Source organism: Streptomyces sp. NPDC004732 (genome assembly GCF_040609235.1).
GTDB lineage: Bacteria > Actinomycetota > Actinomycetes > Streptomycetales > Streptomycetaceae > Streptomyces.
On the sequence record NZ_JBEXJR010000002.1, the window covers coordinates 566971 to 585169 of the forward strand.

Consider the following 18199-nt stretch of genomic DNA (forward strand, 5'->3'; position numbering starts at 1 on the left):
GCATGTCAGACTCCCTTCTTCGCACTGCGGTCCCGACGTTCGGTGGGCTGCGTCACCCGGTCCAGCATCAGGCCGAGGCAGACGACGGCGATGCCGCCGATCATGCCCACCGCCAGGTCGTTCTGCGCGATGCCGTAGAGGACGTCGTAACCGAGCGCGCCACCGCCGACCATGCCGCCGATGACGACGACGGCGAGGACGAGGACGACCGCCTGGTTGACGGCGAGCAGCAGCGTCGGGCGGGCCAGCGGGAGCTGGACCTGGCGCAGTTGCTGCCAGGTGGTGGCGCCCAGGGACTTCGAGGACTCCATCGCCGCCGGGTTGACCTGGCGCAGGCCCTGCGTGGTGATGCGGATGACGGCGGGCACCGCGTACGCGATGGCCGCGAAGGCCGCGGGGGCACGGCCGACGCCGAAGAGGGCCACCGCCGGGATCAGGTACACGAACTGCGGCATCGTCTGGAGGACGTCCAGGAAGGGCCGGAGCACTCGCTCGAGGCGCTTGCTGCGGGCCGCCCCGATGCCGATCGCGAAGCCGATCACCACGGTGACGGCGACCGCGGCGAGCACCTGCGACAGCGTGTCGAGGGACTTGTCCCACACGCCGAGGACCCCGATGCCCGCCATCGCGAGCACGGCGGTGAGCCCGGTCTTCCAGGTGCCGATCAGCCAGGCGAGGGTGGCGACGACGAGCAGCACCGACCACCAGGGCAGCCACTGCAGTCCGTCGCGGGTCGGGTTGAGGACCCAGGTGGTGAAGTGCGCGGCCCAGTCGGCGGTGCCGCCGACGACGGGGATGCCGGTGTAGAGGTGGTCGACGATCCACTCCTGGCCGGTGTTGACGGGACCGGCGATGTTCGCGGTCCAGCTCTCCGGCCAGTCGAGGCGGTCGGCGAAGCGGGCGGCGAGCGCGACGGCCACGGTCACGGCGGCGGCCACGGACCAGCCGCGCCAGCCGCGCAGCGGCGAGGTGTCCTTGGTGTGCGCACCGAGGCGTTCCCCGGCCTCGCCCGTGACGCGGTCGAGGACGACGGCGATCAGCACGATCGGGAGACCGGCGGAGAGGGCCTGGCCGACGTCGACCGAGCCGAGCGCCTGGTAGACGCGGTCACCGAGACCGGCGCCGCCGATCACCGACGCGATGACGGCCATCGAGAGGGCCATCATGATCGTCTGGTTGAGGCCGAGCAGGAGCTCCTTGCGGGCCAGCGGGAAGCGCGCGGAGACGAGCCGCTGGCGCCCCGTGGTGCCCAGCGAGGTCACGGCCTCCATGACGACGGGGTCGGCGCCGCGCAGTCCGAGCGCGGTGAGCCGGGCCATCGGCGGAGCCGCGTAGATGACCGTCGCGATGAGCGCGGCGGGGACGCCGATGCCGAAGACCATGGCGACCGGCAGCAGATACGAGAAGGCCGGGAGCACCTGCATGGTGTCGAGGACCGGCCGCAGGATGCGGAACGTCCGGTCGCTCAGCCCGGCGGCGAGCCCGAGCAGCATGCCGAGCACGACGGAGGCGAGCACGGCGACGACCATCAGCGCGAGGGTCTGCATCGTCGGCACCCACATGCCGAGCAGCCCGCACAGGCCGAACGAGGCGGCCGTGAGCACCGCGATGCGCACGCCCGCGACCCGCCAGGCGACCATCGCGGCCCCGACGAGGACACCGGCCCAGCCGCCCGCGAGGAGCACCAGGTAGACGGCGCGCACGGACGCCACGATGCCGTTGGAGACGTGCCCGAAGAAGTACACGAACAGCGGGTGGCTGTCGCGGTGGTCGACGATCCAGGTGGTGACGTTGCCGAACGGCTCGGACAGGTCGACGGTGAGGGCGCCCGGCCAGGCGCCGGAGGCCCACTTGGCGTTCGCGATCGGCACGAGGACCGCCGCGGCGACGGCGAGCAGCAGGAGCTTGCCGACGGCACGGTGACGAAGGAGCGCGCCGATTCCCGTATCTCGTACGGGACTGGAGGCGGTGGCGGTGGCCATCAGGCGACCACCTCGCCCTTTTCACCGGATGTGCCCGCGACGACGGCGAGCAGCGCCGCGTGATCCACGACGCCGAGGCAGCGCTTGCCGTCCATCACGCGCACCGGGAAGCCGGAGCGGGCGACGGCCTCGATGGCCTCGGAGACCTTGGCGTCCGGCGCGAGGGCCGCGCCGCGGCTCTCCTCGTCGGCGTCGGCCGGGCGCATGGCGCTGCGCACGCTCAGCACGTCGGCGCGCACCACGTCGCGCACGAAGTCGCGGACGTAGTCGTCGGCCGGGGAGCCGACGATCTCCTCGGGGGTGCCGACCTGGACGACGCGGCCGTCGCGCATCAGGGCGATGCGGTCGCCGAGCTTGAGGGCCTCGCTGAGGTCGTGGGTGATGAAGACCATCGTGCGGCCCTCCTCGCGGTGCAGGCGCACGACTTCTTCCTGCATGTCGCGGCGGATCAGCGGGTCGAGGGCGCTGAACGGCTCGTCGAAGAGCAGGACTTCGGGGTCCACGGCGAGGGCACGGGCCAGACCGACACGCTGCTGCTGACCACCGGAGAGCTGACCGGGCTTGCGCTGTTCGAGCCCCTCAAGGCCGACCTTCTTCACCACTTCGAGGGCCTTGGCGCGGCGCTCGGCCTTGCCGACGCCCTGGATCTCCAGGCCGTACGCGACGTTGTCGAGGACCGAGCGGTGCGGCAGGAGCCCGAAGTGCTGGAAGACCATGGCGGCGCGGTGGCGGCGGAGTTCGCGCAGGCGGGCCTTGTCCATGGCGAGGACGTCCTCGCCGTCGATGGCGAGGGTGCCTGAGGTGGGCTCGATGAGCCGGGTCAGGCAGCGTACGAGGGTGGACTTGCCGGAGCCCGACAGGCCCATGACGACGAAGACCTCGCCCTTGTTGACCTCGAAGGACACATCGCGCACGGCGGCGGTGCAGCCGGTCTGCTCGCGCAGTTCGGCGGGGCTCAGCTCGTGCAGCGAGGTGTCGCCCGGTATTCGCTCGGCCTTGGGGCCGAAGACCTTCCAGAGGTTCTCGACGGCGAAGACGGGCCCGTCACCGGGCGTCTGCTGCTGGTCCGTGGTCGTCACGGTGGCCTCGCTCATCGGCCCTCACCACCAAGGATCTCGGCACATTTCTCCCCGACCATGAGCACTCCGATCATCGGATTCACGGCGGGCATCGTCGGGAAGACGGATGCGTCCGCGATACGGATTCCTGCCAGGCCGCGGATCTTCAACTCCGGGTCGACCACGGCGAGTTCATCAGTGGAGGCACCCATTCGGCAGGTGCCCGCCGGGTGGTAGACGGTGTGCGCGGCCTTGCGGACGAGCTCACTGATCTCGGCGTCCTCGGTGACCTCAGGGCCGGGGAACACCTCGCGCTTGAGCCACTTCTTGAACGGCTCGGCCTGCGCGACCTTGCGGGCCAGCTTGATGCCGTCGACGAGCGTCTGCCCGTCGTAGTCACCCTCGTCCTCGAAGTACTTGAAGTCGAGGGCGGGCTTGACCTCCGGGTCCGCCGACGTCAGGTAGAGACGGCCGCGGGCGCGGGACTTGGGGATGTTCGGGGTCATCGACACACCGTGCTCGGGGCGTTCGTAGCCGAGACGCTCCGGGTTGTCGGTGAACGGGATCTGGTAGAAGTGGAACATCAGGTCCGGGCCCTTGTGGTCCGGGTCCCGCTTCACGAACAGACCGGCGTCCGAGTCCATCGCGGAGTTGCCGGGCAGCGGCCCGTTGGTCTCCCAGACGATGACCGACTCGGGGTGGTCGATGAGGTTCTCGCCGACGCCCGGCAGGTCGTGGACGACCGGGATGCCGAGGGCTTCGAGGTCCTTCTTCGGGCCGATGCCGGAGTGCATGAGCAGCCGCGGCGTGTCGACGGCACCGGCGCAGACCAGCACCTCGCGGCGGGCGGTGAACAGCTTCTCCACACCGTCCTTGGTGCGGATGTGGACACCGCGCGCGGTCTTGCCCTCCAACTCCAGCTTGGTGGCCCAGGTCTCCAGGAAGAGGTGGAGGTTCGGGCGGTCACCGGCCTCCATGTGGGGGTGGAGGTAGGCGACGGACGCGGAGGAACGCTTGTTGTTCTCCGGGTGGTACGAGAGGTCGAAGAAGCCGACGCCCTCGTCGAAGGGCTTGTCGTTGAAGCCGATGACCTCGGGGACGCCCAGCGCGGTCTTCGTCGCCTCGACCCAGTCGGTGGCGATCTGGTTCTGGTCCTTCTTCGCGACGCGCACGACGTTGTTGCGCAGCTTGCCGAAGTAGGGGTCCATGGCCTTGGCGTTCCAGCCGGAGGCGCCCGCCGCCTCCCACTCGTCCCAGTCGGACGGCAGGGGCTTGAAGGAGATCAGGGTGTTGTGCGACGAGCAGCCGCCGAGCACCTTGGCGCGGCTGTGCAGGATGTGCGAGTTGCCGCGGGGCTGCTCGGTGGTCGTGTACTCGTAGTCCAGCTCGCCGCCGAGCAGGCCGAGCCACTTGCGCAGCGTGAGGACGTCCTCCCGGTCGATGTCGCTCGGGCCGCCCTCGATGACGGCGACGGTGACGTCCGGGTTCTCGGTGAGGCGGGACGCGATCACCGAGCCTGCGGTGCCGCCACCGACGATGACGTAGTCGAACTCGGTCTGGTCAGACATGCGTACGTGCTCCTCTTCCTGCGAGGTCGTGCCAAGGTGCTTGCGCGTAATGAGCGGGGGGTGCTTGAACGTGTTGCGCGGGGCGGACTTCCCGCCCCGCGCGTACCTCTGTGCGGCCTGGGTCAGCCGGCGAACCAGCGCACCGGCTCCGGGGCCAGGTTCTGGTAGATGTGCTTGGCCTCGCGGTACTCGGCGAGACCCGCGGGACCGAGCTCGCGCCCGACGCCGCTCTTGCCGAAGCCGCCCCACTCCGCCTGCGGCAGGTAGGGGTGGAAGTCGTTGATCCAGATCGTGCCGTGGCGCATGCGCCGTGCCATGCGGCGGGCGCGCCCCGAGTCACTGGTCCACACCGCGCCCGCGAGGCCGTACTCGGTGTCGTTGGCGAGCGCGACGGCCTCGTCCTCGGTACGGAAGGTCTCCACGCTGAGGACGGGCCCGAAGACCTCTTCCCGCACGACCTTCATCTCGCGGTGGCACTGGTCGAGCACGGTCGGCTCGTAGAAGTACCCCTCGGCAGGGCGCACCTCGCTCGGCTCGGGCCGCTTGCCGCCGGAGCGCAGCACGGCGCCCTCCTCCAGGGCGGAGGCGACGTACATCTCGGTCTTCTCGCGCTGCTGCTGCGAGACGAGCGGACCGCACTCGACACCGTCCTCGGTGCCGCGCCCGAGCTTGATCTTCGCGGCCCGGCGGGCGAGCTCGGCGACGAACCGCTCGCGGACGGACTCCTCGATGATGAGGCGGCCACCGGCGGAGCAGACCTGCCCGCTGTGGATGAAGGCGGCGTTCAGCGCCTGGTCGACGGCGGTGTCGAAGCCCTCCTCCGTGGCACAGGCGTCGGCGAACACCACGTTGGGGTTCTTGCCGCCGAGCTCCAGGGCGACCTTCTTCACGCCGAGCGCGGCGGCCTGGGCGACCTTGGTGCCGGAGACGAGGCCACCGGTGAAGGAGACCAGGTCGACGTCGGGGTGGTCGGAGAGCCGCGCACCGACGGTGTGGCCGGGGCCCGTGACGATGTTCGCGACACCAGCAGGAAGCCCCGCCTCGACGAGCAGCTCGATCAGCGCGACCGTCGTCAGCGGAGTGACCTCACTCGGCTTGATGACGAAGGTGTTGCCCGCGGCGAGCGCGGGCGCGATCTTCCAGCTGGCCTGGAGCAGCGGATAGTTCCAGGGCGTGATCATCGTACAGACGCCGATGGGCTCGTGCACGACGACGCTGTGGATGTCGTCGGACCCGGCGTCGACGACGCGTCCGGCGCCTTCCCCGATCACCAGGTCGGCGAAGTAACGGAAGGCGTCGGCGACGCAGTCCACGTCGACGCGGCCCTCTTCGAGGGTCTTGCCCGCGTCGCGGCTCTCCAGGAGCCCGATCTCCTCGCGGTCACGTACGAGGAGGTCGGCGACGCGGCGCAGGAGCGCGGCGCGCTCGGCCACCGGTGTGGCCGGCCAGGAGCCTTCGTCGAAGGCCTTGCGGGCGGCTGCGATGGCGGCGTCCGCGTCTTCCGATCCGCCCTCGGCGATCACGGCGAACGGCTTGGCATCCGCCGGGTCGAGGATCTCGCGGGTGGCGCCGGAGGTGGCGGCACGCCACTCTCCGCCCACATGGATGGTCTGTTGTGCGGACACGTCCCGTTTGCCTTCCGTTCCTGTCATATGCCCCGCCTGTCACTCGCGGTAGCCGGGTGCACCTGCCCTGAGGGGGAGAAACCATGCCTGTCTCATGGCCGAAAGTGCGCCGTGTCACTGCGTGTGGGGGCACTCGGAGCAAAACATACGCTCGATACCCACCCGGTCACTGCAGGTGACGAAATGATCGGAACATTGCGCCCGGGAATCCCCCGTAAGCGCGACTTCAGAAGACGCGGGTCACTGGTCGTCCGCGAGGTCGTCCGCGGGCTCATCGGCGGCCGTCAGCCCGGCCAGCCACAGCGGCATCAGCCAGTGCACGACGAACACGCTGAACAGCACCGGGAAGATCAGCCCCTCGATCTCCACCCCGGCGAGGCCGAGGCCGCCCACCAGGACGGTCGCGGCCAGCAGGAGCCACATCATGACGTACTGCGCGCGGGCCGCCACGCGGTTCTTCTCGGCGCGCTGCCGCTCGTCGAGGGCGCGGACCCGCAGTTCGAGGAGGCCACGGGTCGCACCGTTGATGACACCGGTCGCCACGCACCACGGCAGCAGGACCCCGAGCATCCCGAAGACGGCCCAGCGCTCGTCGCCGAGCACCGAGTAGAGCCAGCACGCGATGCCGACCGCGGTCAGCACCATGTGCGTGACGACGACGACCCGGCGGCGGGCCCCGGTGGCGTGCAGCGAGGCACCTTCGCGGCGGTTCATGATCGCGTACATGCGCCGGTCGTACCCCGTAACAGGTCGCTGCTCATCGGTCTTCATCATCATTCGTTCCTCCCGTAGACCTGATCCGTGAGCGGGCGAAAGGGCTCGAGGGAGAACAGGGCCTCGACCGGCAGCGCGAAGAACTTCGCGATCTTCAGCGCGAGGTCGAGGCTCGGGTTGTACTGCCCACGCTCGATGTAGCCGATGGTCTGGTAGTGGGCCCCCACTGCCTCGGCCAGGCTCTGACGCGACACCTTCCGCTCGGCGCGCACCATCGCCAACCTGTTGTGCACTTGCTCGCTCATGTATAAGAAGTACTACATCCTTGATCACAAGTGCAACAACGCCAACCGCCCCCGGCGGCCGCACGAAGCGGCCGCCGGGGGCGGTTGAGGGTGATCTCAGATCTCAGATGAGGCCGAGACCACGAACGGCCTCGCGCTCCTCGGTGAGCTCCTGCACGGAGGCGTCGATGCGCGTACGCGAGAACTCGTTGATCTCCAGGCCCTGGACGATCGAGTACGCACCGTCCTTCACGGTCACCGGGAAGGAGGAGATGAGACCCTCCGGAACGCCGTACGAACCGTCCGACGGGATACCCATGGAGGTCCAGTCGCCCTCGGCCGTGCCGTTCACCCACGTGTGGACGTGGTCGATGGCGGCGTTGGCGGCGGAGGCGGCCGACGAGGCGCCACGGGCCTCGATGATCGCGGCACCGCGCTTGGCGACGGTCGGGATGAAGGTGTCGGCGAGCCAGGCCTGGTCGTTGACGACCTCGGCGGCGTTCTTGCCCGCGATCTCCGCGTGGAAGACGTCCGGGTACTGGGTGGCCGAGTGGTTGCCCCAGATGGTGAGCCGCTTGATGTCGGCGACGGACGAGCCCGTCTTCTTCGCCAGCTGCGACAGGGCGCGGTTGTGGTCCAGACGGGTCATCGCGGTGAAGCGCTCGGCCGGTACGTCCGGGGCGGCGGCCTGCGCGATGAGCGCGTTGGTGTTGGCCGGGTTGCCCACGACCAGGACCTTGATGTCGTCCGCGGCGTTGTCGTTGATGGCCTTGCCCTGCGGCTTGAAGATGCCGCCGTTGGCCTCGAGGAGGTCACCGCGCTCCATGCCCTTGGTACGCGGCCGGGCACCGACGAGCAGAGCCACATTGGCCCCGTCGAAGGCAACGTTCGGGTCGTCACTGATCTCGATCGAGTTCAGCAGCGGGAAGGCGCAGTCGTCGAGCTCCATGGCGGTGCCCTCGGCGGCCTTCAGCGCCGGCGTGATCTCAAGAAGGCGCAGGTTGACCGGCACGTCCGCGCCGAGCAGGTGGCCCGAGGCGATGCGGAAGAGCAGCGCGTAGCCGATCTGGCCGGCCGCGCCGGTGACGGTGACATTCACGGGAGTGCGGGTCATGGCGATCTCCGTAAGACAGCTGGCGGTGGGGTCCCTGGTCTCGTACGTGGATCCCCTTGTTCCTGGATCCCCGCCGACGCCTCGTCGAGTCCTCGATCGCCTCTCGATGATCGATCTCTTGGCATCAAGAGAGATCCGCCGTCAGGCTATCGCGCCCCGGCAACACCTCGCCGCCGGGTCGGTGTGGCCCGGCCCACAGCTTGCGCCGCCCCCCAAAAAAAAGGGGGCGGCCGCCACGAGGGGGGGGGAGCGTGGCGGCCGCCGTGGGGGTGTGACCACTCCCGTGGGGGTACGGTTCGCTTGCCCTCGCGATCCCATGTCATGCCCCCCGATCCCAAACTTTCTGCCGACGGCACCAACACCGTTCCCTGACCAGCAAGTTCACCCCCAAGAGAGCACCGCTAGGACCACCCGGGGCAACCCCCGCCGGGCCGCAGGCGCGTACGAGACGGGAGGGGCCGTGGGGGTATGTGCGCACGGAGCACCGAGCACACCCTGACAGTCAGAAGCTCATCAGGCGCGGCGCAGGGATAGCGAGTACGTACATACCCCCACGGCCCCGCACCCACAGACGAACCCCAAGCGCAGACGCACTCACCGCCCCGCAGGCACAAGGCCGACTACTCCGTGCAGCCCGTCTGGCCAGACGTAAGCGTCGCGCACGCCTTCGCCGCCGTCCCCGACTCCGCCGCCACCATCGGCGTATACGCGTCGAAGTCCTCGTTCACCGTGCCGTTCTGCTTCGCCCCGGCCCCGCCGCCCGACCCCGTGATCGTCAGCTCATCCCCCGGCGTCGCCTGCGTGATCCGCGCCCACGCGGCCCCGCACACCTTGCTGTACCGCACCTCGACCAGCGTCTTCCCGATCGTCGCCCGCGACGTCGTCTTCGCCAGCTCCCCGCCGCAGCCCATGTTCTCGGGATCCTTGCCCGCACAGTCCTTGCCGCTGCACTCGACCCCGGCGGGCAGATCCGTGTCACTCGTGCTCGGCGTCACGGAAGGCTTCGCCTCGTCGTCGCCCTTGTCGTCGCCACCGAACCCGGTCATGAAGACCGCCGCCGCGATGACCACGAGGGCCCCGACCACACCCGCAAGGAACATCGTCAGCTTCCGCCGCCGCCGCTGCTTGTCGGGCGACGGGGGCGACGACGGCGACTGCGACGGCGCACCCTTGGGCCCTCCAGGGCCACCCCCACCCTCACCAAAGGCAGAAGCAGAGACATCACCGTACGAACTGGACGCCCCGTACGAGCCGACAGAAGCGGACCCCACCGTGGGCGAAACCCCGGCCGGTCCAGCCACTCCGGTCACGCGCCCGGCGCCACCCCCGGCCCCGTTGCGCGCAACGCCCCCGCCCCCCGGAGGAGGGAACTGCGAGGCAGGCTGAGCGGGCCGAGAAGGGGCGGACGCCTTCCCAGGCGTCTTGCCCGGCGCCTTCGCACCCCCACCCAACGGATCAGGCCCCAACTCCCCCAACGCCGCCCGCGCCTGCGAGATGCGAATCGCCTGCATCGTCATGTCGTGCCGCATCTCGGAACGGCTCCAAGCCCGCTCCGCAAGCTCCCACATGGTGATGAGGTGCACGGGCGGCGTCCCCGTCACCTCGGCCAGCGCGACGATCGCCCCCTTGGGCGCGAGCAGCCGCCCGTTCAGATAGCGCTCCCACGACGTCTTGCTGTAGCCGGTCCGGTCGGAGACCGCCGCGATGCTCAGTCCACTGCGGTCGACCAGCCTGCGCAGCTGGCTGGCGAACTCCCTGACCTGCGGGTCGAGCTCGTCCGGTAGCGCCTTCCAACGAGGCATTACTCCCCCTATTCCCCCCGTACGTGCCTGTTCTGCCCCCGCGCCGCCCCCGCGCCACCCCTCCGTTCTGGACTACCCAGAGGGATGCGCGGAGCCGGGATGTCAGTTCCCGGATCAGGGGCGCACGGGAGCATTCGGGCCACCGGCGGGTACCGGCGGGCACCGCCGCACTCCCCGCGCTCCCGGGCCAGTGTCCCACCGCCACACCCCTCCACAATGCGGAACCCCGGGTACCGGCCGAGACCTCCCGAACCTTCCGGAATACAGCATTCATCCCACCCTCACACCCACCCCCACACCCACACCCACCCCCGCCCGCACCCCCGCACACCGCCCCTGACCTGCCGCGGACCGTTGCGGAATGGTCACCTCCGTGCCACAGGGCCTTGGCATCCCTTGAACGTGCTTGGCACGTCCATGACTCTGGATCACGAGCGGAACACACCGCTTACATCGGGAGATTCCAGCGGGAAGCACCCTTCCGAACGGCGGTGCCCGCCCTCTCACGGGGGTGAGGACGGGCACCGTCCCCGAAAGGGCGACTTCGGCCACGTCTTGCGCCCCGGGGACGGCCGCACTCGGCAGAGTCGGCCCAACGGCACGCGTACACGCACAGACGTACACGTACACGTACACGTACACGTACACGCACACACGTAGACGCCGACACGCGCACGCACGCACGCACCCCCGAAGGGACCCCACCCATGAAGCCCCGTCAGCGCCTCGCAAGCGGCATCATCGCCGCCACCGCCCTCCTCGGCGCCACCCTCGCGATGCCCACCACGGCCTCTGCGACGTCCGGCACCGCGCCCGCCTGTGTCAAGCGGGACGTCATCAAGCACCGCAAGTACGTGAAGGTGACCAACCTCTGCGGCCAGGCCATGCACCTGAAGGTCGTCATCGACTGGGGCAGCGACTCGCCGTGCCTCACGTACCAGAACAAGGAGCAGTGGGAGTGGAACTGGGGCCGCGGTTCCTACGGCAAGGTGGTCACCTGCTGAGCCTCAGCTCCCACCCGCCCCCGGCGTGACGAGCCCCGACTCATAGGCCACCACGACCGCCTGCGCCCTGCTGTCCAGGTCGAGCTTGCTCATCGTGCGGTTGAGGTGGGTCTTGACCGTGGCCTCGCTGATGTAGAGCCGCTCGGCGATGTCCGCATTGGTGAGGCCGCGCGCGATCAGTTTCAGCACCTCGACCTCGCGCAGGGTCAACACCCCGAGGTCGGGGGGCGTTTCGCCCTCGTCGGCCCCCGACCCCGCCGTCTGCCGCGCGAACGCCTCGACGAGGCGCCGCGTCACACTGGGCGCGAAGAGCGCGTCGCCGCTGCCGACCGCCGCCACGGCGGCGAGCAGCCGCTCCGGCCCGGAGTCCTTGAGCAGGAACCCGGAGGCCCCGGCGCGCAACGCCCCGTACACGTACTCGTCGAGGTCGAAGGTCGTAAGGACCAGCACGCGCGGCGCCGGATCACCGGCCTGTTCCAGGATCTTCGCCGTCGCCGTGATGCCGTTCATGCCCGGCATGCGGATGTCCATCAGGACGACGTCGGGACAGGTCTGCGCGGCGAGCGCCACGGCCTCGTCGCCGTCGCCCGCCTCGCCCACGACCTCGATGCCTGGCGCGGCACGCAGCAGCCCCACCAACCCCGCACGGATGAGGAACTGGTCGTCGACGACGAGCACTTTGATGCATGCGGTCATCCGGTCACCCGGCTCATTGCGTTGCGTCGTCCCCCCGCGCCGCGGCCCTCGCCGAGGTCGGCAGGGTGAGCCGCACGGCGAAACCCCCCTCGCTCAGCGGGCCGATACTGATCGCCCCGCCGTAGAGCTTGGCCCGCTCCCGCATCCCAATCAAGCCGTGTCCACTACCCGTCCGTACTCTGTCCTGAATCACCCCCTCTCCGTCATTGGTCACCGAGACCTCGATGTAGCCGCGCTTGTAGGCGAGTTCGACGGTCGCCGCGGCTCCGTGGGCGTGCTTCAGTACGTTGGTCAGCGCCTCCTGCACCACGCGGTACGCGCAGAGTTCCACGCCGGGCGCCACCGGCCGCGGCGTCCCCGTGACCCGCAGTTCGACGGGGACTCCCCCGGTGCGGACCCGCTCGACCATCTCGTCCAGGCGGGCCAGACCCGGCATCGGGGCCTCGGGAGCGTCGCCGCCGTGCTCGCCGCGCTCCCCGTCCTCGGCCCGCAGCACCCGCAGCATGCGGCGCAGTTCTTCGAGCGCCTCGCCGCTGGTCCCCGATATCGTGCCGAGCGCCGCGCGGGCGGTGGTGGGGTCGGAGCCGAAGACGAACGTCGCGAGGCCCGCCTGGACCGAGATCACCGACATGTGGTGGGCGACCACGTCGTGCAGTTCGCGCGCGATGCGCCCCCGCTCCTCCGCGACCTCGCGCCTGGCCCGTTCGTCCTGCTCGCGCTTCAACTGCCGGGCGAGCTCGATCGACCGGCGGGCGACGTACCCGAAGCGCCACAGGACAAGGGAGAAACCGGCCGCCTGGCCGATGACGGACGGCATCGAGGCGTCCTCGCTGATCACACCGGCGTAGATCCACACGGCGGCCATCAGCGCGGTGCAGGGGAGGGAGACGCGTGGGGGCCGAAGGGAGGCGACCGTGTAGACGGTGAGCATGGGTCCGAAGCTGCCGACCACTGGCCAGTAGCCGACGGTGACGTACACGAACCACGCCAGATGCACGACGAGCAGCACGGCGAGCGGGGCCTTGCTGCGGACCGCGACGGGCACGCAGATCAGCGCGACCAGGGCGTATCCCAGGGGGTCGAGGGCGATCCACCCCTGTTTGACGGACTCGTCCCCGAGCAGCACGGCCACCGTGGTCAGGGCGACCGCGATCAGTGCGTCGACTGCGAGGGGGCGGATCCGCATCGCCGCAGCGTAACGCGCATATGGGGGGCGGAACGTCAACCGGTGGCGGTACCGCGGAAGTTGTAGGAACCGGCCGTCTACCGCCGCTGGAGCAGGCGGAGTTCCACCCAGGGCGTGATGACGCGGCCGACGGCCCGTCCGTAGTTTGGGAGACCAGCACCACAGGACCGCGGCCGTCGGGAGACCGCACGGGGGAAGGCCCGGTCCGCATGACGGTGGCCCGTCCCCTCGGGGGAGGACGGGCCACGGTCAGGCGCCTGCACGTACGTATATCCGCGCGCATCCGCGTGCATCCGCGTGCATCCGCTATCCGCGTGCGAACAACGCGTACGTCTAGATCGTGTAGTGCAGCGTGTCGTCCAGGAACGGGATCTCCAGCCAGGGCCTGGGCTGCGCCATCATCGCGAGGAGTGCGATGGCGAGGCCCAGCGCCCCGTACGTGACCATGTCCGTGAACCGCGAGCGCACCGCGAGCATCCCGACGTCCGGCAGCGCCCAGCGCAGCACGGCGCCCCCGATGAGGGCGACGCCGATCAGCAGCGTGCCGATGCGGAACACGTCGAGGGCGGTGAGCAGCAGCCCGAGCCCGACCATCGAGACGACGCTGAGCAGCGGCCACTGCCGGGCCGGTGCGGGAGCGTCGCCCGCCGCGGCACGGCCGCCGCCCTCGGGCCGCGCGGTGTCACGCGTGAACAGCGGGAAGCGGCGCGACACCTTCCGCGGCCGCCCGTCCGGGCCGGGCGCGCTGACCGCGCCCTTGGCCAGGGGAGTCTCCGGGCTGCTGCCCGGTCCGGCTTCTGAAGAACTCTGGGCCTCGCTCATGGCCTCGCCTCTTTCCGTTCAGCGCGCGGCGCGTTCCGCGGCCTCGACGACGTTCACCAGGAGCTGGGCGCGGGTCATCGGGCCGACGCCGCCCGGGTTCGGGGAGATCCATCCTGCGACCTCGGCGACGCCCGGGTGGACATCGCCGACGATCTTGCCGTTCTCGTCGCGCGAGACGCCGACGTCCAGGATGGCGGCGCCCGGCTTCACGTCCTCGGGCTTGATCAGGTGCGGCACACCCGCGGCGGCCACGATGATGTCCGCCCGCTTGAGGTGGGCGGCGAGGTCACGGGTGCCGGTGTGGCACTGGGTGACCGTGGCGTTCTCGGACTTGCGGGTGAGCAGGAGCGGCATGGGCCTGCCGATGGTCACGCCGCGGCCGACCACGACGACCTCGGCGCCCTTGATCTCCACGTCGTGCTGCCGCAGCAGCCGGATGATTCCGTACGGGGTGCAGGGCAGCGGCGCCGGCTCGTTCAGGACGAGGCGGCCGAGGTTCATCGGGTGCAGGCCGTCGGCGTCCTTGTCCGGATCCATCAGCTCGAGGACGCGGTTCTCGTCGATGCCCTTGGGGAGCGGGAGCTGGACGATGTAACCGGTGCAGGTCGGGTCCTCGTTGAGCTCGCGGACGACCGCCTCGATCTCCTCCTGGGAGGCGGTGGCGGGCAGTTCACGCTGGATGGAGGCAATCCCCACCTGCGCGCAGTCGCGGTGCTTTCCCGCGACGTACTTCTGGCTGCCCGGGTCGTCGCCGACCAGGACGGTACCGAGTCCGGGCGTGACGCCCTTCTCCTTCAGGGCCGCCACGCGGGCGGTCAGTTCGGACTTGATCGCGGCTGCGGTGGCCTTGCCATCGAGAATCTGGGCGGTCATGACCCCATCTTCCCGGATGAGACCCGCCCGGTACCAATCAGGGCACTCCCCTGGCGCCACGGTGGTTCACCCGCTGATCAGCGAGGTTGCACTTGCACAACGCATACGGAGTGCGGCTGGACAAATAAGCCATGCCTAAAGAACGATGTGCGGCACAGTGCCGCGGGCAGTGTCGGGGGGACGGACCGCATCTGTAACACCTTCCTCCGTGGTGTGCCGCGTCGTCCCCGCACCACCTGACGGAGGAAGACCGCCCATGAGTTACGGCGACCCGAACAACCCATACGGGCAGCCGCCCCAGCAGCCCCCGGCCGCTCCCGGTTACGGCTATCCCCAGCAGGGCCCGCCCGGCATGCCGCCGCAGCAGCCCTACGGCTACCCGCAGCAGCCGGCGTACCCCGGCTACCCGGGCGGCAACATGATGCAGCACTCGATGCCAGGCCTCATGATGACCGCGCGTGTGCTGCTGTTCATCGTCTCCGCGGTCCAGATCCTGATCGGCCTCATCGCAATCTTCGTTGCAGCTACGGTCAGCGACGCCTCCGATGCCGCATCCGACACGTTCGGAGACAACGAATTCTCGGACATCGGGCAGAACTCCGCCGGGATAGTTCTCGTCGTTGCCCTGCTCTTCCTCGGGCTGGCGACGCTATCGATCACGCTCGGCGTGAAGTTCTCCAAAGGCGGACAGGGCATCCGCATCACCACCATGGTGTACGGCATTCTCGGCGCTCTGTTCGGAGTACTCATCCTGCTCGGATCAGCCGACGCCGACACGACCGTGGGACTGGTCTGGGCCATGCTCTGGATAGGCTTCGGCGGGGTCATGGCCGCGGCGATGATCGCCCCCTCCGGCACCGCCTGGTTCAACCGCCCCCGCTACTGAGCGAGTCGGGAACGTACGACGGTGGCCGCGCCCCCTGTGAGGGGCGCGGCCACCGTCATCTGTACGTCAGGTCGCCACCGGGCCCGCTCAGTGGAAGAAGTGCCGCGTCCCCGTGAAGTACATCGTGACGCCCGCCTTCTTCGCCGCCTCGACCACCAGCTCGTCGCGGACCGAACCGCCCGGCTGCACCACGGCCTTGACGCCCGCGGCGGTCAGGATCTCCAGGCCGTCGGGGAAGGGGAAGAACGCGTCGGACGCGGCGTAGGCGCCCCGCGCACGCTCCTCGCCCGCCCGCTCGACCGCGAGCTTCGCGGAGTCGACGCGGTTGACCTGGCCCATGCCGACGCCGACGGAGGCGCCGTCCTTGGCGAGCAGGATCGCGTTGGACTTGACCGCGCGGGACGCCTTCCAGGCGAACGCGAGCTCGGCGAGCTCGCCCGCGTTGAGCGCATCGCCCGTGGCGAGCGTCCAGTTGGCGGGGTTGTCGCCGTCGGCCTGCAGCCGGTCGGTGACCTGGAGCAGCGCGCCGCCGTCGATCTGCTTGACCTCGACCGCGTTCGACGGCGCCTGGTGGGCGCGCAGGACGCGGATGTTCTTCTTCTTGGTGAGGACTTCGAGGGCGCCGTCCTCGTACTCGGGCGCGACGATGACCTCGGTGAAGATCTCGGCGACCTGCTCCGCCATCTCCTTGGAGACCGGACGGTTCACCGCGATCACGCCACCGAAGGCCGACAGCGGGTCGCAGGCGTGCGCCTTGCGGTGCGCCTCGGCGACGTTCGCGCCGATCGCGATGCCGCACGGGTTGGCGTGCTTGATGATCGCGACGCAGGGCTCGTCGTGGTCGTACGCGGCACGGCGCGCGGCGTCCGTGTCCGTGAAGTTGTTGTACGACATCTCCTTGCCGTGCAGCTGCTCGGCCTCGGCCAGGCCGCCCGTGCCGTCGACGTAGAGCGCCGCGCCCTGGTGGGGGTTCTCGCCGTAGCGGAGGACGTTCTTGCGCTCGTAGGTCGCGCCGAGGAAGTCGGGGTGGCCGGACTCGTCGGCCGCCGCGTACCCGTCCGCGAACCAGGAAGCCACCGCCACGTCGTACGCCGCCGTGTGCTGGAACGCCTCGCCCGCGAGCCGCTTGCGCGCGGTCAGGTCGAAGCCGCCCGCCTTGACCGCCGCGAGCACGTCGGCGTACCGCTTCGGGTCGGTGACGACCGCGACCGAGGGGTGGTTCTTGGCGGCGGCGCGGACCATGGAGGGGCCGCCGATGTCGATCTGCTCGACGCACTCGTCGGGCGTGGCGCCCGAGGCGACGGTCGCCTTGAAGGGGTAGAGGTTCACGACGACGAGCTGGAAGGGCTCGACGCCGAGCTCCGCGAGCTGCCGCTGGTGGTCCGCCAGGCGCAGGTCGGCGAGGATGCCCGCGTGGACCTTCGGGTGCAGGGTCTTGACCCGACCGTCCAGGCACTCGGGGAAGCCGGTGAGCTCCTCGACCTTGGTGACGGGCACCCCGGCGGCAGCGATCTTCGAGGCGGTCGAGCCGGTGGAGACGAGCTCGATGCCCGCCTCGTGCAGCCCGCGCGCGAGCTCTTCCAGGCCGGTCTTGTCGTAGACGCTGATGAGCGCGCGCTTGATGGGGCGCTGCGCGGCGTTGGCGTTCGTAGCTTCGGCGGTCACGGGATAAGAACCTTTCGTCCCTCAATGCGGTAGCCGTGCCGGGCCAGACGCCCCACGACATCGACGAGCAGCGTGCGCTCGACTTCCTTGATGCGCTCGTGCAGAGCGCTCTCGTCGTCCTCGTCCCGGACCTCGACCACGCCCTGGGCGATGATCGGGCCGGTGTCGACGCCGTCGTCGACGAAGTGGACGGTGCAGCCGGTGACCTTCACGCCGTACGCGAGCGCGTCGCGCGCACCGTGGGCCCCCGGAAAACTGGGCAGCAGCGCGGGGTGCGTGTTCACGAACCGCCCGCCGAAGCGCGCGAGGAACTCCTTCCCCACGATCTTCATGAACCCGGCGGAGACCACCAGGTCGGGGCCGTGCGCGTCCGTCGCCTCCGCAAGGGCCGCATCCCACTCGTCGCGGGTCGCGTGGTCCTTCACCCGGCAGACAAAGGTCGGGATCCCGGCACGCCCGGCGCGCTCCAGGCCCGCGATGCCGTCACGGTCGGCGCCCACGGCGACGATCTCGGCGCCGTAGCCCTCCGCCCCCTCGGCGCGGATGGTGTCGATCAGGGCCTGGAGATTCGTGCCCGACCCGGACACCAGCACGACGAGGCGCTTGGGGCGCGCGACCACAGCGCTCTTGGCCACAACGGGGCCCTTTCTCGGAGGATGCGTCTTCGAAGGTGCGTCTTCGAAGGCGTGTCTTTGTACGGTCGTACGAAGGCTTCGGGTCCCGCGATACGGGGAACCCTACGAAGCGGCCGACCGCCAGCAACGATACCGGCACCCGGAACCGCCCCTCACGGGACGGGGGCGCAGGCGGAAGGTAGCGTCTGTGGGGAAGCGCCTGAATACCGAAGAACGCCGCGTTGTCGAGCCGCACAACGGCTCTGCCACGGCCCTGCCAAGGGCCTTACCAAGGGGAAGACGCAC

At 69.9% G+C, this 18199-nt stretch carries 16 protein-coding genes; 2 read left to right on the plus strand and 14 right to left on the minus strand.

What is annotated here, in order from left to right; genetic code table 11:
* Positions 1-5: 5 nt before the first annotated feature.
* The 8 genes from ABZV77_RS07200 to ABZV77_RS07235 all read right to left on the minus strand — a co-directional run bounded on the left by ABZV77_RS07200 (position 6) and on the right by ABZV77_RS07235 (position 10147).
* Positions 6-1982, minus strand: coding sequence for an ABC transporter permease subunit (locus ABZV77_RS07200; protein ID WP_356251380.1), 1977 nt, complete (start codon positions 1980-1982; stop codon positions 6-8).
* The gene (locus tag ABZV77_RS07205) at positions 1982-3076 is read right to left on the minus strand and encodes a glycine betaine/L-proline ABC transporter ATP-binding protein (RefSeq protein ID WP_356251383.1); all 1095 of its coding nucleotides are present in this window, start codon (positions 3074-3076) and stop codon (positions 1982-1984) included. The genes ABZV77_RS07200 and ABZV77_RS07205 overlap by 1 nt, the downstream gene beginning before the upstream one ends.
* Positions 3073-4608: a GMC oxidoreductase gene (locus ABZV77_RS07210; RefSeq protein WP_356251386.1), complete on the minus strand. Its 1536-nt coding sequence runs from the start codon at positions 4606-4608 to the stop codon at positions 3073-3075. Before ABZV77_RS07210 ends, ABZV77_RS07205 begins: the two co-directional genes overlap by 4 nt.
* Positions 4609-4730: 122 nt before the next feature.
* Positions 4731-6260 carry an aldehyde dehydrogenase family protein gene (locus ABZV77_RS07215; protein ID WP_356251389.1) on the minus strand — a complete coding sequence of 510 codons (1530 nt, stop codon included), beginning with the start codon at positions 6258-6260 and terminating at the stop codon, positions 4731-4733.
* Between the two features lie 213 nt (positions 6261-6473).
* The gene (locus ABZV77_RS07220) at positions 6474-7007 is read right to left on the minus strand and encodes a hypothetical protein (RefSeq protein WP_356251392.1); all 534 of its coding nucleotides are present in this window, start codon (positions 7005-7007) and stop codon (positions 6474-6476) included.
* Positions 7007-7252 (minus strand): helix-turn-helix transcriptional regulator, encoded by a 246-nt coding sequence (locus ABZV77_RS07225; RefSeq protein ID WP_055566151.1) that lies wholly within the window; start codon positions 7250-7252, stop codon positions 7007-7009. Before ABZV77_RS07225 ends, ABZV77_RS07220 begins: the two co-directional genes overlap by 1 nt.
* A 103-nt stretch (positions 7253-7355) precedes the next feature.
* Positions 7356-8345, minus strand: coding sequence for a malate dehydrogenase (locus ABZV77_RS07230; RefSeq protein WP_356251395.1), 990 nt, complete (start codon positions 8343-8345; stop codon positions 7356-7358).
* A 620-nt stretch (positions 8346-8965) separates the two neighbouring features.
* Positions 8966-10147: a DUF2690 domain-containing protein gene (locus ABZV77_RS07235; RefSeq protein WP_356251398.1), complete on the minus strand. Its 1182-nt coding sequence runs from the start codon at positions 10145-10147 to the stop codon at positions 8966-8968.
* A gap of 707 nt (positions 10148-10854) precedes the next feature.
* Here ABZV77_RS07235 and ABZV77_RS07240 point away from each other — a divergent pair.
* Entirely contained in the window at positions 10855-11151 is a 297-nt protein-coding gene (locus ABZV77_RS07240; protein ID WP_356251401.1) for a hypothetical protein, read from the plus strand.
* A gap of 3 nt (positions 11152-11154) precedes the next feature.
* On the opposite strand, the gene ABZV77_RS07245 is transcribed toward ABZV77_RS07240, so the two are convergent.
* From ABZV77_RS07245 to ABZV77_RS07260, 4 genes are all read right to left on the minus strand, one after another.
* Complete coding sequence (locus ABZV77_RS07245; RefSeq protein ID WP_356251404.1) at positions 11155-11847, minus strand: response regulator transcription factor; 693 nt, start codon at positions 11845-11847, stop codon at positions 11155-11157.
* Between the two features lie 13 nt (positions 11848-11860).
* Entirely contained in the window at positions 11861-13033 is a 1173-nt protein-coding gene (locus ABZV77_RS07250) for a sensor histidine kinase (RefSeq protein ID WP_356251407.1), read from the minus strand.
* Between the two features lie 333 nt (positions 13034-13366).
* Positions 13367-13855, minus strand: coding sequence for a DUF3017 domain-containing protein (locus ABZV77_RS07255; RefSeq protein ID WP_356251409.1), 489 nt, complete (start codon positions 13853-13855; stop codon positions 13367-13369).
* Between the two features lie 18 nt (positions 13856-13873).
* Positions 13874-14728, minus strand: coding sequence for a bifunctional methylenetetrahydrofolate dehydrogenase/methenyltetrahydrofolate cyclohydrolase (locus ABZV77_RS07260; RefSeq protein ID WP_356251412.1), 855 nt, complete (start codon positions 14726-14728; stop codon positions 13874-13876).
* Positions 14729-14984: 256 nt separating this feature from the next.
* Between ABZV77_RS07260 and ABZV77_RS07265 the strand changes: the two genes are divergently transcribed.
* Positions 14985-15614 (plus strand): hypothetical protein, encoded by a 630-nt coding sequence (locus ABZV77_RS07265; protein ID WP_356251415.1) that lies wholly within the window; start codon positions 14985-14987, stop codon positions 15612-15614.
* An 87-nt stretch (positions 15615-15701) separates the two neighbouring features.
* Here the strand turns inward: ABZV77_RS07265 and purH are convergent, their stop codons facing one another.
* Positions 15702-17279: a bifunctional phosphoribosylaminoimidazolecarboxamide formyltransferase/IMP cyclohydrolase gene (gene purH / locus ABZV77_RS07270; RefSeq protein ID WP_356251418.1), complete on the minus strand. Its 1578-nt coding sequence runs from the start codon at positions 17277-17279 to the stop codon at positions 15702-15704.
* Positions 17276-17899, minus strand: a complete 624-nt coding sequence (gene purN, locus ABZV77_RS07275; protein ID WP_356252367.1) for a phosphoribosylglycinamide formyltransferase — start codon at positions 17897-17899, stop codon at positions 17276-17278. Before purN ends, purH begins: the two co-directional genes overlap by 4 nt.
* Positions 17900-18199 lie beyond the last annotated feature (300 nt).

What these genes read in the sequence shown, in the direction of transcription:
- ABZV77_RS07200 (WP_356251380.1), bottom strand. Translation starts at nt 1,982, where the DNA reads ATGGCCACCGCCACCGCCTCCAGTCCCGTACGAGATACGGGAATCGGC.
- ABZV77_RS07205 (WP_356251383.1), bottom strand. Translation starts at nt 3,076, where the DNA reads ATGAGCGAGGCCACCGTGACGACCACGGACCAGCAGCAGACGCCCGGT.
- ABZV77_RS07210 (WP_356251386.1), bottom strand. Translation starts at nt 4,608, where the DNA reads ATGTCTGACCAGACCGAGTTCGACTACGTCATCGTCGGTGGCGGCACC.
- ABZV77_RS07215 (WP_356251389.1), bottom strand. Translation starts at nt 6,260, where the DNA reads ATGACAGGAACGGAAGGCAAACGGGACGTGTCCGCACAACAGACCATC.
- ABZV77_RS07220 (WP_356251392.1), bottom strand. Translation starts at nt 7,007, where the DNA reads ATGATGAAGACCGATGAGCAGCGACCTGTTACGGGGTACGACCGGCGC.
- ABZV77_RS07225 (WP_055566151.1), bottom strand. Translation starts at nt 7,252, where the DNA reads ATGAGCGAGCAAGTGCACAACAGGTTGGCGATGGTGCGCGCCGAGCGG.
- ABZV77_RS07230 (WP_356251395.1), bottom strand. Translation starts at nt 8,345, where the DNA reads ATGACCCGCACTCCCGTGAATGTCACCGTCACCGGCGCGGCCGGCCAG.
- ABZV77_RS07235 (WP_356251398.1), bottom strand. Translation starts at nt 10,147, where the DNA reads ATGCCTCGTTGGAAGGCGCTACCGGACGAGCTCGACCCGCAGGTCAGG.
- ABZV77_RS07240 (WP_356251401.1), top strand. Translation starts at nt 10,855, where the DNA reads ATGAAGCCCCGTCAGCGCCTCGCAAGCGGCATCATCGCCGCCACCGCC.
- ABZV77_RS07245 (WP_356251404.1), bottom strand. Translation starts at nt 11,847, where the DNA reads ATGACCGCATGCATCAAAGTGCTCGTCGTCGACGACCAGTTCCTCATC.
- ABZV77_RS07250 (WP_356251407.1), bottom strand. Translation starts at nt 13,033, where the DNA reads ATGCGGATCCGCCCCCTCGCAGTCGACGCACTGATCGCGGTCGCCCTG.
- ABZV77_RS07255 (WP_356251409.1), bottom strand. Translation starts at nt 13,855, where the DNA reads ATGAGCGAGGCCCAGAGTTCTTCAGAAGCCGGACCGGGCAGCAGCCCG.
- ABZV77_RS07260 (WP_356251412.1), bottom strand. Translation starts at nt 14,728, where the DNA reads ATGACCGCCCAGATTCTCGATGGCAAGGCCACCGCAGCCGCGATCAAG.
- ABZV77_RS07265 (WP_356251415.1), top strand. Translation starts at nt 14,985, where the DNA reads ATGAGTTACGGCGACCCGAACAACCCATACGGGCAGCCGCCCCAGCAG.